The sequence below is a fragment of the Pontibacter ummariensis genome, assembly GCF_900188175.1.
Classification (GTDB): domain Bacteria; phylum Bacteroidota; class Bacteroidia; order Cytophagales; family Hymenobacteraceae; genus Pontibacter; species Pontibacter ummariensis.
This window is the reverse complement of the sequence record NZ_FZOQ01000040.1, coordinates 1-13122: the sequence shown is the minus strand read 5'-3', so window position 1 is coordinate 13122 and position 13122 is coordinate 1. Positions and strand designations below refer to the sequence as shown.

Sequence of the window (13122 nt, the reverse complement as noted above, 5' to 3'; positions counted from 1 at the left end):
TTGCGTTCTATTCTCCAGCTACGCCTTCTCTTACTAACCTATATAAGAGGTCCTTCTTGTTTACTTTCACGTCACGGGCCCAGGCTAGCACAGCGAGCCTAAGCCTGCATTTCATACGGCAGCTTCCTTTCCAAGGGGAGTCCTTCCTGCTGAATTTTATCCACTTTTTGCCTTGGTTTAGAGAACGTCTATCTCGTAATGTAAGAATAGTAGGACTTAAGCATGTGACAATATAACTTAAATAAACTTGTCTGGTATAGTTTTTGAATAGCTGTCATGCGAATCATAGGGCGAATGGCCCATAGAAGTATTAACAGTTAGAAGTGTAAACAGTTATATTTCAGATGAAGGCAAAACAATTCTTTACTGGTCTGACCCTTTCTGCCATCCTGGGAGGAGGCGTTGCCGCAGGAGCCTATAAGTGGATGGATAGTACCACAGAGCGCCTGGTACAGGGGCAAAATGGTGCTTCTGGCGTAATCTACACAAGCGACATGCGTTCCAGCGATGTCGTGGTACCGGATGGGCTTAATTTCCTTACTTCTGCTCGGTCCGTAACTCCTGCTGTCGTGCATATCATGACGGAGTCGAGCGGCGCTGGCACCGTTGGTTCTAGCAGGGGAGGAATGGATCCTTTTCTTCGGGAGTTCTTCGGAGAGGGTTTTGGAGGGCACATGCCACAAGGGGCGCAGAGGTCCTCCGGCTCGGGGGTGATCATTGCCGCAGACGGCTTTATTGTCACAAATAACCATGTTGTGGACGGAGCGGATAAAATTAAGGTCGTGCTTAATGACAAGCGTACCTATGAAGCCACGCTGGTAGGTACCGATCCGACGACCGACATTGCCCTGCTAAAGGTAGACGCGGAGAGGCTGCCCACTGCCCGCTTTGGCAGCTCAGACAGCCTACAGGTAGGCGAGTGGGTATTGGCCGTAGGTAACCCCATGGATTTAACCTCTACCGTGACGGCCGGTATCGTGAGCGCCAAGGGACGTAACATTAACCTGCTTCGTTCTAATAACCCAAACCAGCGCTACAGCATTGAGTCTTTTATTCAGACGGATGCAGCGGTGAACCCCGGCAACTCGGGTGGTGCCCTGGTAAACCTGAACGGGGAGCTGGTGGGCATCAACACGGGCATTGCATCTCCCACGGGTGCTTTTGCAGGCTATTCCTTTGCGGTGCCTTCCTCGATCGTACGTAAGGTAGTAGAGGACCTGCGCGAGTATGGGAAGGTGCAGCGCGCCTTGCTAGGAGGGGAGATTCGCGATATAGACGCCGCATTTGCCGAAGAGAAGGGACTCAAAACACTTGATGGGGTGTACCTGGCCAACGTGTCCGAGCATGGTGGCGCGGACGACGCAGGCCTGTTTGCAGGGGATGTGATAACGGCCATAAACGGTGTAGGGGTTACCAAGGGCTCTCAGCTGTTGGAGCAGATAGCCCGCTACAGGCCCGGAGATGAAGTAGAGGTTACTTATCTGCGCGGTGACAAAGAGAACACGGTTCTTGTCACCTTAAAGAACATGGAAAACAGCACGGAGTTAGTAAAGCGAAGTGTTGCGAAGTCCGTTAACCTGATGGGGGCTACTTTTCAAAACCCTACAGAGGAGGAGGTGCACAGGCTCGGTATCGCGGGAGGTGTCAGGGTAGCTGATCTTGGCAACAGCGCGTTCAACGAGACAGGTATGAAAGAAGGCTTTATCATTACCCACATCGGTGATAACCAAGTCCATGAACCAGCCGACGTGGAAAGGTTCTTGAAAAGCATGGATGGGAATCTTGTTTACCTGCAGGGTGTCTATCCCGATGGATTGAAGGCCTATTATCCTTTTAGAGAATAACAGTAGTTTACCCGTCTGCCATAATGAAGCTCCTGCCCTCGTGTAGGAGCTTTTTGCTTTTTAGCGTTTCAAATCACTGTCCCTTACTTCCAGCCCATTGCAACAGTTTGATTGCCCGCAGAGCAAAGGCGCCCTGTTCCTTTTCCGTGTTCTGTCTCAGACACCTCCACTGTCTCCTTGTAAAGACCTCCCCGCCTACTTTCTCCGGAAATCAGTGACAAGAGAATATACAATCAGCAGTTGAGTTAACCCGGTTAATTTGCAAAGGTGTGCCATCTACATCTACTGTATACTACAGGATAAGCCCGGCAGGAAGCAGCCTTTAACAATGGAGGAATAAATTGAAAGAGGTGCATCAGTTCTAGCGCCCTTAGCCTCTGTTTGGCTATAGTAGCCTCCTTGAGTCCTGGCTAGCTTGTAGGATTAAAACAGTACCGCTTCTTTTTTGCCTTCTTGAACTGTAAGCAGTTCGGTAATAACTTGACTAGAAACCAACGGCTTTCTAAGAAGTTGGTGGAACATCAATGTTCAGGCACATTGCCCGCACGTTTCGTTGCTCAAGCACAATGTTTTTAATATATTTGAGTTACACATACTCAGAACAAGGAAGTTTGCTATTGATACAGGATGATGTGGAAGTGTATATTTTGGCTCATAATACCCTGCTTCCTGATCAATGCTACCCTAAATCCTACCCCACGATATCTCAAGAAGTACGCAAAGCCTGCACTGGGTGGAGCAACGCCAGAAAAGAAGTCATCCAGGGCTTTTGAGGAAACAACATCTATAATAGGGCAATTTGTAGAGGAGTACTCAGACTTGATGGCTGCCCTTAAAAAGGCTGGTAAGGCTAAGTATGTATCTCCCAGAGCACAGGTAAACTTATCCTCCAAGGCATCTGGGAGCGGCGGGGATTTAGAAACAGCTTTCTATATTACAAAAATATGTTTTGCTGTTTATGGGTATAATACAACTCCTCGCTATTCAAAGGGCTTTTATAGTTTTATAGCCCTATTAACTCTTTTCTGACATACATTTTCTATGTAATATATAATACTTTAGCTGCTGCTGTTCACGTAGTTATAAGTGTACGTGTCTCTTTCTGGCTTTAAAGCCAGTTTGTGCAGACGCATGGAAACCTATTGTCTTTTCCTAAGAGTAAATTTTTAATAGTTAGATAGTTGTATGATTATAGTTATAAATAAGGTAAGCTACTTGTGCTTTATAGTACTAAGTGCTTTCCTGCTAGGGTGTAGTGCTAAAGGCCAAGTAAAAGTATCGGATAAAGAAGTCTCGCAGGTCCCGGTAACACAGCTTATAGCAGTGGATACGGTACTCCACAATGACTATGTGGCGGACGTGCAGGCAGTGAAACATGTAGAGATAAGGGCACGGGTAGAAGGCTTTCTGGAGCGGGTCTACATAGACGAAGGGCAGGAGGTAAAGAAAGGCCAGCCTCTTTTCAGGATAAGTGCCGAGGAGTATGAGGCGGGGCTTGCAAAGGCAAAGGCAAACCTGCGGAACGCTATAGCCGAGGCTATGGCGGCAGAGCTGGAAGTGGGCAGGGTCAAGCTTCTCGTCGAAAACGAAGTGGTGTCCCTTTCTGAGCTGGACTTGGCAAAGGCGAAGCTAAAAGCAGCGAACGCGAAAGTTGAGGAGGCCCGGTCGGCACAGTCCAACGCCTCTACGCGGTTGTCCTACACCTACATTAGAGCCCCTTTTTCAGGTATGATTGACCGCATCCCGCTCAAGCAGGGAAGCTATGTAGAAGAAGGCACTTTATTAACTTCCGTTTCTGATCTGGCGGCGGCCTATGCCTACTTTAACGTGTCAGAAAGGGAGTACCTGGCTTTAAAGAAAGCACAACAGAAGGGACAGGCGAGCCGAAGCAATAAGGTCAAGCTTGTCCTTGCCGACGGGACGCTCTATCCCTACCCAGGGACAATAGAAACGATGGAAGGTGTCTTCGACGCAAGCACAGGTTCAATTGCGTACCGGGCAAGGTTTCCGAATCCAAACAAGCTGCTCAAGCACCACTCTACAGGAAAAGTGCGGCTGTTCAGCGAGGTGAATGATGCCTTGTTGGTGCCGCAGAAAGCAACCTTCGAGATACAGGACCAGAGTTTTGTATACGTCGTTGGCCGGGATAATAAAGTGAAGATCAGAAGCTTTAGGCCCAAGGTAAGGATGCCGCACTTTTACATTGTGGAGGAAGGCCTTCAGCCGGGCGAAAAAGTGGTTTACGAGGGCATCCAGGATTTGCGGGAAGGTACTCCTATCCGCCCGGAAGAAGTGCCGATGGACAGTCTCCTCTTGCTGTCAAGTTTATAATCGGCTTAGGTACTAGGCTGTATCCTGAATGGTATCCGGTTACATACCTCATGGGCCGGGGATGTTTGGTTTTAGATGTAGAAAGTTAAATGTTAAAGTTGTTTATAGAGCGCCCTGTACTATCGCTCGTTATTTCTTTGTTTATTGTTCTCTTAGGGCTGCTGGCCATTCTACAACTCCCAGTAACACAGTTTCCAGAAATTGTCCCCCCCTCTGTTTCCGTCACAGCGCAATACACGGGTGCGAACGCAGAAGTTTGTACGAAGGCTGTGGCTACTCCCCTGGAAAGGGCTATCAACGGGGTGCCCGGTATGACCTACATGACCTCGGTCTCCAGCAACAATGGGGTTACCCTTATTCAGGTTTTCTTCGAAGCCGGCACAGATCCTGACCTCGCGGCAGTGAACGTGCAGAACAGAGTGAACACCATCATAGATGAGCTACCGGAGGAGGTGATCAAAGCCGGGGTTATCACTGAGAAAGAGGTGAACAGCATGCTCCTCTACTTGAACCTGATGAGCGATGACCCCAAGGCGGATGAGAAGTTCGTCTATAACTTTGCCGACATTAATGTACTGCAGGAGTTGAAGCGTATCGACGGCGTTGGTTTCTGTGAGATTATGGGCTCCCGGGAGTACTCGATGCGCGTGTGGCTGAAGCCAGACCGCATGTTGGCTTACGGGGTATCTCCAGAGGAAGTGATTCAGGCCATTCGGTCGCAGAACGTAGAAGCCGCGCCCGGGAAAGCAGGGATAAGTTCAGGTAAGTCCCCTCAAGTACTGCAGTATGTGTTGCGCTATACAGGAAAGTTTAACAAGCCCCCACAGTATGAGAACCTTGTGATACGCGCTGCTGCGGATGCCTCTGGTTCGGTGTTACGGTTGAAGGACGTTGCAGACATAGAGTTCGGGTCCATGGACTACGAAATGATATCCAAAACCGACGGACGGCCCTCTGCCTCCATCATGATCAAGCAACGTCCCGGCTCTAATGCCAAGGAAGTGATAGAGAACGTGAAAAAGCGCATGGCGGAACTGAAGGCGGAGTCCTTCCCCCCCAGTATGAACTATAACATCGCCTATGATGTGTCCCGCTTCCTGGATGCTTCCATGCAGGAGGTGATCAAGACGCTCATCGAAGCTTTTATCCTTGTTTCTATCGTTGTCTTTATATTCCTACAGGACTTCCGCTCCACACTCATTCCGATACTCGCCGTTCCTGTTTCGCTTGTCGGTACTTTCTTCTTCATGCAGCTGTTCGGCTTCTCTATCAACCTGCTTACGCTGTTTGCTTTGGTGCTGGCGATCGGTATCGTGGTGGACAACGCTATTGTCGTGGTGGAAGCAGTACACGCTAAAATGGCTGAAAAGCACCTGGATGCGAAGAAAGCGACCGTGGAAGCTATGGGAGAGATCAGTGGGGCTATTGTCGCCATTACCCTGGTGATGTCGGCCGTGTTCGTCCCAGTGGCGTTTATGACTGGCCCGGTGGGTATTTTTTACAGGCAGTTCTCCCTTACCCTGGCGATAGCCATTGTGCTGTCCGGTATCAATGCCCTAACCCTTACCCCGGCTTTATGCGCTTTAATGTTAAAGAACACGCACCATGTGAAGACCAGGAAGAATCTACTCCAGAGGCTGTTTGCGGGGTTTAACAAGGGCTATGACTCCGTCGAAGGAGCCTATAAGCGTACCATTATACGCATCGCCGGGAAGAGGGTGGTTACCCTGACAATGCTAACCCTTTTCCTGGCCGGTACCTGGTGGCTGAGCAGAATCTTACCTACCGGCTTCATTCCTACAGAGGATCAGGGAATGGTTTACGTGAACGTGACCGCACCTGCAGGTGCTACCGTTGAGCGTACCGAGGAAGTGCTGGACAGGATCCAGCAGGCCGCTCAGGAGATAGAGGCAGTAGAGAACGTTTCCACACTCGCCGGATACAGCCTGCTCACGGATGCAGCGGGTGCCTCCTACGGAATGGGCATGATTAACCTGAAAGCGTGGGAGGACCGCCAGGAGTCTGTTAACCAGATCATAGCTTTATTGGAGGAAAAGACAAAAGACCTGCAGGATGCCAACATAGAATACTTTCCTCCCCCGACCGTGCCGGGCTTTGGGAATTCCAGCGGATTTGAGCTACGCTTGCTCGCGCGCGACAGAACGCGGGCTCTGGATGAGACGGCAGAGGTAGCGGATAAGTTTCTGGCTGCCATGAAGGAAACACCACAGATCAGCAGTGCCTTCACAAACTTCGATACCAGCTTTCCCCAGTACATGATCCATGTAGACCAGGATATGGCAGCCAAGAAGGGAGTAACCATCGATCAGGCCATGAGTACGCTCCAGACCTTGCTCGGTAGCTACTACGCCTCCAATTTCATCCGCTTTGGGCAGATGTACAAGGTAATGGTACAGGCCTCCCCCTCTTATCGGACTAAGCCTGAAGACGTGCTGCAACTGCATGTAAAGAATAAGTGGGGGGAGATGGTTCCTTTCTCCTCGTTTCTGAGACTTGAGCGGGTTTATGGGCCAGAGCAGCTAACGCGGTACAACATGTATACCTCTGCGATGATAAACGGTAGCCCTGCTCCAGGGTACAGCAGCGGAGACGCGATCGCGGCGATCAGTCAGGTAGCCGAACGGGCGCTGCCAAGGGGGTACACCTTTGAGTGGTCCGGTATGACGCGGGAGGAGATCCTCTCCGGCAATCAGGCAATATACATTTTTGTCGTTTGCCTGATCTTCGTCTATCTGCTGCTGGCAGCCCAATACGAAAGTTTTCTCTTGCCTTTGCCAGTTATATTGTCCTTGCCGACAGGTATGTTCGGTGCCTTTCTAGCCTTGAAGGTCATGGGCTTGCAGAACAACATCTATGCGCAGGTCGCCCTGGTCATGCTCATCGGCCTGCTCGGTAAAAATGCGATTCTGATCGTGGAGTTTGCCATTCAACGACGCAAGGAGGGCGCCGCTGTGCTTCAGGCCGCTGCGGAAGGGGCCGTTTCCAGGTTCAGGCCTATCCTTATGACTTCCTTCGCATTTGTAGCCGGTCTAATTCCCTTATGCCTCGCCTCCGGAGCAGGGGCCATGGGAAACCGGTCCATCGGAACAGCGGCGGCAGGAGGCATGCTAATCGGTACTGTTTTCGGGATTCTGCTAATCCCAGGGCTTTATGTGCTGTTTGCCAAGATGAAAGAGCGCAAGACGGCATCAGCATAAATAGGAAACAAAAGAACTATTGACAGAGAATCTCATTTATGTACTTACAAAAAAGAAAGTTAAACCGCATATACTACTTGCTCCTGCTGATGCTAATCAGTTCCTGTAAGGTAGGGGAAACCTCCAGTTTGCCAGGTACACAGCCGATACCTGCATCATTTGGCAGCAGTCAGGACACTGCCAGCGTGGGAGACATAAGGTGGCAGGAGTTCTTTACTGATCCACAACTAGTGGCACTCATTGACACAGCCCTCCACAGGAACCCTGATCTACTGGCTGCAGTACAGCAGGTTGAAATAGCCCGTGCCAACCTATTACTTAGCAAAGGAGCCTTGCTTCCCCAGTTACAGGGCGTCGCATCAGCAGGGGTGCAGCGGTATGGGGACTATACTGTGGACGGGGTGGGGAACTACGATACGAATTTCTCCACGAACATTGAGGAGAGACAACGCATACCAGATCCCGTCCCGGACTATTTCCTGGGCCTACGCAGCTCATGGGAAATTGATGTTTGGGGGAAACTTCGCAGCTATAAGAAGGCCGCTTATAACCGGTTCATGGCCTCAGAGAAAGGAAGACAGTTGGTTGCCACTGCGTTAGTGGCTAACGTGGCGAACCTTTACTACGAGCTTTTGGCGCTGCACAATGAGTTGGAGATACTTGACAGGAACATCAAGCTTCAGGAGATAGCTGTTGCGTTAAGCAAGGTCCAGAAAGCCGCCGGAAGGACTACTGAGCTAGGGGTACAACAATTCAGGGCACAGCTGTTAAACACGAAAGGACTTAGAGAGGTCAAGCAGCAGGAGATTGTCGCCGTCGAAAACCGCCTGAATCATCTCCTGGGACGTTACCCCCAGCCAGTGCAGGTGGGAGAGCCTTTGCTGGCCCAGCGTTTGCCTGCGGCGCTGCAAGCGGGAGTCCCTTCTGACTTGCTAAGGAGGCGCCCAGATGTTCAGCAGGCCGAGTTGCTGCTAAAAGCAGCAAAAGCTGATGTAGACGCTGCGAGAAAAGCTTTCCTGCCCTCTGTTAGCCTGTCCCCGTTTATTGGCTTCAACTCTTTCGATGCTTCTATGCTCTTTGCCACTCCTGCTTCCATTGCCTATGGACTTTTAGGGGGCTTGACCGCGCCGCTAATAAACAGAACCCGTTTGAAGGTGCAGTTGAAGCGTGCGGACGCCGAAAAGCTTCGTGCTTTCTATGCCTATCAGAAAGCCGTTCAAACTGGCCTCAATGAGGTAATGACCAACCTAAAGGGGATAGAGAACTACAGAGAGCTAGCGGCCATGAAAGCGCAGGAGGTTGAAGTGCTTCAGGATGCAGTGACTACCTCAAACGACCTTTTCCGGGCTGGCTATGCTTCCTATCTTGAGATAATAACTGCTCAGAGAAGAGTCTTAGAGGCAGAACTGAACTTAGTCAGGAGCCGGCAGATGGCTTTTCATTCCATGGTGGACCTCTACCGATCCTTAGGGGGAGGATGGCAGTATTAGGGCTCTCCCATTCAAAAGAAAGCCTTGCCGGCGCTTCGGCAGGAAGCCACAGCTTCGTGCAAAAGATTCGCAAAGCCCGTTTTTTAGGTTCAAGGGTCTTATAGGCATATAAAGGGTTCCAAAACGCGCCGCGTCAAGATCGGGTAACCCGTGGTCGGGCTGCTTGTAGCGTAGAGGAGTTGGCAGTCTGGCGCAGGGGGCAGCAGATCATTTCACGTCCTGCTGTTGTGTTTGCTTGAGGCTATAGGGCAAGGGGGCAAAGGCCTGCAGCGGGACCTCCTCCGGCAACTACGCAGGGTATGGAAGAAGGAGTCTCTTCATAAACCTAAGGTGGAAAAGAGCGTCAGTTCTACGGTACCTTTATGCATAAGGGGGGCGGGAAGTTGTGGAGGCCTCTGCCCGCGTTATTACTTCAAGTGCACGAGTGCTGTAAAAGCAGTCGTTGTTTTAAAACTTCGGCTGCTTTTAAGCTCGTTTCAGTACATCCTCACTCCGCCACAGGAGCCGATGGAGTAGCTGATGATGCAAAAAGTAAGGGGGCTTAGATCGCGGCTAGCCTTTTCTCAAAAAGACTGTAGGACCCTAAAGTTGAACGAAGGTTATTACCAGCTATTCTGATGCACATGATGGTGTCCGGAGAGTCTACTTTCTTATAATAGTAGGTATACTGCTCAATATTCGGAAACTCAACCTCTGCCACTGGTTCGAAACTCAACTCAAAGCTATCCAGGCTTATCGAAAAGGTATCGTTACTTGCAGTGCGATAGGCGAGGACTCCGTTCTCGACAAGACTCAAGATTTTGGGTTTGAGGCAACTCATTTCTGGTATTGCATTTAGAATCTGGAACACTACTCCTTCGTAAATACTTGGTTCAAGCTGGCACTACTCTTAAAGCCCTCTCAACCGCTGGAATAGGCAAGAAGAGTTTCAGTAGAAGCCCAAGTATCTTAACTTAGGTGGGTAAAATGGCCACAAAATTGATACCAGAAGGGGAGGGGGGAATAATTACTTATACTTAGACAGTAAGTTTACTGGAAAAAAACTTTTGCAACCGAAACGAACAGAATCTAGCAGCACTAAAAAAAGCGTCCCAGTCACCTTTATGACTGGGACGCTTTTTAATAAATTTAAATGAAAGCTCCAGGTTTTTAAGCTTTTTATTTATACCCCATAGTATGTGTTGTAAAAGCCGTACTCATTCTCATCCAGGAAGTTGTCATCGTTGGCATCCCATTGGCTAAACAATCCTCCGGTATACTCCTCCTCGCTCAGCAGGTTATCGTCATCCTCGTCCCACTCGCCATACCAGCCGGTGTTAGCGAAGGCGGTGTTGTACTCGTTCTCGTCTAAGATGCCGTCGCCACTGGTGTCCCACGCGGACCAGGTCTCGTTCTCCAGGCCGAAGTCATTCACAGCGGTGTTCCACTCGTTCTCGTCCAGCTGGTTATCGTCATTCACGTCCCAGGTGTCGTAGAAGCCACCGTAGTACTCATTCTCGCTCAAAAAGTTGTCATCGTCCTCGTCCCAGGTCTCGTAGTAGTCCGTGGACGCAAAAGTCGTGTTGAATTCGTTTTCATCCCAGGTATCGGCCTCTTCTTCTACTGCAACTTCCTCTGTTGCGAGGGGCTCTTCCACAGCCGCCTCCTCTTCCACAGCACCCTCACCGCCACAAGCTACCAGGCCGGTGAGCAGGAAAAAACAAAGGCCGTTTCTGATCCCTTTCAAGATGCTAGTTTCGTTCTTTTTCATAGTCATTTGTGTTAGATTAACATGTTTAGATTTATAAACGTGGTCAAAGTAGTAGGGGTTTGCTGAACTGCTGAAGGAAGAGCCTTTGCCTTTCCTGAGGAAAAAAACGTATCTTACTAACAGGGAGGACAGGTCCGACCAAGCATGAACTGCTTTCCATGCGCTACCTGCTTTCTGGTAGTGGAGGTGCTTCACTCGCCGTTGCGCGAGTACCAGGCAAGGGCACCGGTGAATAAGGGGTAGACACGAGGCATCAACAAACTCAAAACCAACACAAAGGCAGTTTGTGCAACAAAACAGAGTAAATGCGTAATAATAAGGAAGGCATGTCCCTTTATTTGAAACAGATTGTAGGAAGATGAAAGACAGGAGCAGTTTGAAGGTTGGCAGAATATGGAGCTTTGTCTTGCTCGCCCTACCCCTATGGTCTTGTAATGGCCCTTATGCTAATGAAGAGGATGCTGAAAGTCTTATCGCTGACACTCGTGTAGTTGTCGTGAGCCTCAGGGACGAAACCCGCTTTCATTCTACCTTCGGCTCCGCTAACTTTTATGAAAGCTGGGATGCTAGTCGGAACGGGCTACTGGGTGAACAGGAGTTCTCCCGTGCCTTTTATTCCATGTGGGATCTGGATAATGATAACTCACTTGAGAAGGGCGAGTGGAAAAAGTCTGCCCGGGACTTTAGGATAGAGAACAAGTTGTGGGTACAGTGGGACACTTCCGATGACGGGAGATTGGATAAGCGCGAGTTTCACCTTGGCTTCTCTGACCTCCTCTGGTATGAGAAATGGGACCTGAACGGGGATAGCAGAATCAACGAAAGCGAGTACGCCGACGGTTTGTTCCGGCTTTGGGACAGGGATGCTAACGGCCTGCTGGATGCCCGGGAGTACGGCCTCGTCAGCACTTATCTGGAAAACCAAAGACGTAAGAAAGGGGAGAAGGGGCTCTTACTGTAACCCGAACCCAGGCGAGTAGGCCGCAGCCACTGGTATGGCACAGGATGCCTTAAGGCTCCTCCTGAACAAAGACAGGCTGCTGTGTTGGCTTTCCTGTCAGAGAACTTCTTACTTATTTAAGGGGAAATAGATATACTGCGTTGGAATCAAAAGTTGAGGAAGCAACGAAGTGATCGGCTAAAAGTTCGTACTCTTCTTTTTTTAGAGGATATTGTAGCATCAAGGGTATGACGCACGGGTCGTCGTACAGCTTAATGTTACACTTGTCACAATTCTCCTTTCTAAACTTCTTGACGAAGGTGCTTAGGGCGACGGAATCGACGGCTGGTGACTTCACCAAAATGTAAAAGTTCTCAACCATGGCATTATGTTTCGTGGCTAACACTTCGTGCCCTTTAGGATCCAGCGTGGACCCCGCCTTTTTTTTCTTACTTGCATTGTAGCCGCCGGTACAGCAGACGTGAGCCAAGGCGAGCACTACATACAATAAAGTGAGGAGCTTCTTAACAGGGTAATGGTGTGTATTGGGAGACATTACGCGCTGGGTATTGCACTTTTACCCCCTTGGGGCAAAGCCTGCATATGGTTGACTACTTTGTTCCTTTGCTAAGAGCTTTTCGATTAAAGTAACTCTCTTAGCCACTATCTTCCTAGGGTTACAGTGCAAGTATAGTAAAAATAAGGCTCCTGTTCCATGCCCCGAGTATGGAACAGGAGCGCTTGTTGTGAAGCCCTCTACCCTTAGCGCCTGGCTTTCAAAGCGAATCAGGCGATCAAGCTTAATATAAAAGAGTATGCCGGGTAAGAGGAAAACTCACCCGGCATCAAAAACATGGAAACTTTAACGAAACAAATGAAAAGACATGGTTGAAGAAAACCGACACCTCTCTTAATAACGTCAACATTCCCCTTAAGTTCGGCTTTTAGGCCTTCCGCCTTAGTGTGCCTAAAATCTTCACCAAAGTTAAGGTCACTCCAGTGCAATACCCTAAAGCTTCTGCTAGAATGGGAAATGTCTTAGTAAGAGGATAAAAAAACAAGAAAGCCAAGGCAGTACTCAGGCTCCTTGGCTTTCTTACCACAAAAAAAGAAACAATCAACTAACCTAATAGGATAGAATATACAATATAGCTATTTCTTAATAAGCGTGCAAACATTAATGTTAGAGAAGTGCGTTCCCTTTGCTAAATAAATATCAACAGCAAAGGCAGTAGCAATAACCTTTCATTTAAGGTAGCGCGTAAGGTTATTTATCACAAGACAACAACACCGGCCTATATCTGTTTTGGCCGCAGGACTTAAATGCACAAATGGGCTTACTGATACTTTACCTGGCAACTGCCTTGTTCTTTTCCTTCCTTTGCTCGCTGCTGGAGGCGTCGCTACTGAGCATTACCCCTTCCCATGCGAGTGTGGTGGGGAAACACAACCCCTCTCTGGGAGAGGACCTGGAGGACTTCAAGCAAAACATCGACAGGCCGCTGGCAGCTATCCTTACCCTTAACACCTTCGCGCATACGATCGGAGC

9 protein-coding genes and 1 pseudogene are annotated in these 13122 nt (G+C 49.4%); 7 read left to right on the top strand and 3 right to left on the bottom strand.

The features are described 5' to 3' along the window. The first annotated feature begins 344 nt into the window (after positions 1-344). The 5 genes from CHB92_RS24120 to CHB92_RS24100 all read left to right on the top strand — a co-directional run bounded on the left by CHB92_RS24120 (position 345) and on the right by CHB92_RS24100 (position 8883). On the top strand, positions 345-1844 hold the full coding sequence (locus CHB92_RS24120; RefSeq protein ID WP_089321805.1) for a Do family serine endopeptidase: 1500 nt from the start codon (positions 345-347) through the stop codon (positions 1842-1844). 627 nt (positions 1845-2471) lie between these two features. Then, positions 2472-2873: a hypothetical protein gene (locus CHB92_RS24115; protein ID WP_106219235.1), complete on the top strand. Its 402-nt coding sequence runs from the start codon at positions 2472-2474 to the stop codon at positions 2871-2873. A 294-nt stretch (positions 2874-3167) separates the two neighbouring features. Beyond that, complete coding sequence (locus CHB92_RS24110; RefSeq protein ID WP_245842877.1) at positions 3168-4175, top strand: efflux RND transporter periplasmic adaptor subunit; 1008 nt, start codon at positions 3168-3170, stop codon at positions 4173-4175. Between the two features lie 89 nt (positions 4176-4264). Next, positions 4265-7393, top strand: a complete 3129-nt coding sequence (locus CHB92_RS24105) for an efflux RND transporter permease subunit (protein ID WP_089321802.1) — start codon at positions 4265-4267, stop codon at positions 7391-7393. Between the two features lie 38 nt (positions 7394-7431). After that, positions 7432-8883 (top strand): efflux transporter outer membrane subunit, encoded by a 1452-nt coding sequence (locus CHB92_RS24100; protein ID WP_089321801.1) that lies wholly within the window; start codon positions 7432-7434, stop codon positions 8881-8883. A gap of 541 nt (positions 8884-9424) precedes the next feature. Here CHB92_RS24100 and CHB92_RS24095 read toward each other — a convergent pair. Both CHB92_RS24095 and CHB92_RS24090 read right to left on the bottom strand, forming a co-directional pair. Continuing rightward, complete coding sequence (locus CHB92_RS24095) at positions 9425-9679, bottom strand: hypothetical protein (protein WP_144266386.1); 255 nt, start codon at positions 9677-9679, stop codon at positions 9425-9427. A gap of 366 nt (positions 9680-10045) precedes the next feature. Beyond that, positions 10046-10633 (bottom strand): EF-hand domain-containing protein, encoded by a 588-nt coding sequence (locus tag CHB92_RS24090; protein ID WP_089321799.1) that lies wholly within the window; start codon positions 10631-10633, stop codon positions 10046-10048. Positions 10634-10991: 358 nt separating this feature from the next. Here CHB92_RS24090 and CHB92_RS24085 point away from each other — a divergent pair, with 358 nt between their 5' ends. After that, positions 10992-11594 carry an EF-hand domain-containing protein gene (locus CHB92_RS24085; protein ID WP_089321798.1) on the top strand — a complete coding sequence of 201 codons (603 nt, stop codon included), beginning with the start codon at positions 10992-10994 and terminating at the stop codon, positions 11592-11594. A 112-nt stretch (positions 11595-11706) separates the two neighbouring features. On the opposite strand, the gene CHB92_RS24080 is transcribed toward CHB92_RS24085, so the two are convergent. Beyond that, positions 11707-12129, bottom strand: coding sequence for a hypothetical protein (locus CHB92_RS24080; RefSeq protein WP_089321797.1), 423 nt, complete (start codon positions 12127-12129; stop codon positions 11707-11709). 775 nt (positions 12130-12904) lie between these two features. Here CHB92_RS24080 and CHB92_RS24070 point away from each other — a divergent pair. Next, a pseudogene (locus CHB92_RS24070) lies at positions 12905-13122 on the top strand (hemolysin); the annotation flags it as partial.

Bases quoted from the DNA above. Each gene is read 5' to 3' on its own strand.
- CHB92_RS24100 (WP_089321801.1), top strand. From the start codon at position 7,432: ATGTACTTACAAAAAAGAAAGTTAAACCGCATATACTACTTGCTCCTG.
- CHB92_RS24090 (WP_089321799.1), bottom strand. From the start codon at position 10,633: ATGAAAAAGAACGAAACTAGCATCTTGAAAGGGATCAGAAACGGCCTT.
- CHB92_RS24120 (WP_089321805.1), top strand. From the start codon at position 345: ATGAAGGCAAAACAATTCTTTACTGGTCTGACCCTTTCTGCCATCCTG.
- CHB92_RS24115 (WP_106219235.1), top strand. From the start codon at position 2,472: ATGATGTGGAAGTGTATATTTTGGCTCATAATACCCTGCTTCCTGATC.
- CHB92_RS24085 (WP_089321798.1), top strand. From the start codon at position 10,992: ATGAAAGACAGGAGCAGTTTGAAGGTTGGCAGAATATGGAGCTTTGTC.
- CHB92_RS24080 (WP_089321797.1), bottom strand. From the start codon at position 12,129: ATGTCTCCCAATACACACCATTACCCTGTTAAGAAGCTCCTCACTTTA.
- CHB92_RS24105 (WP_089321802.1), top strand. From the start codon at position 4,265: ATGTTAAAGTTGTTTATAGAGCGCCCTGTACTATCGCTCGTTATTTCT.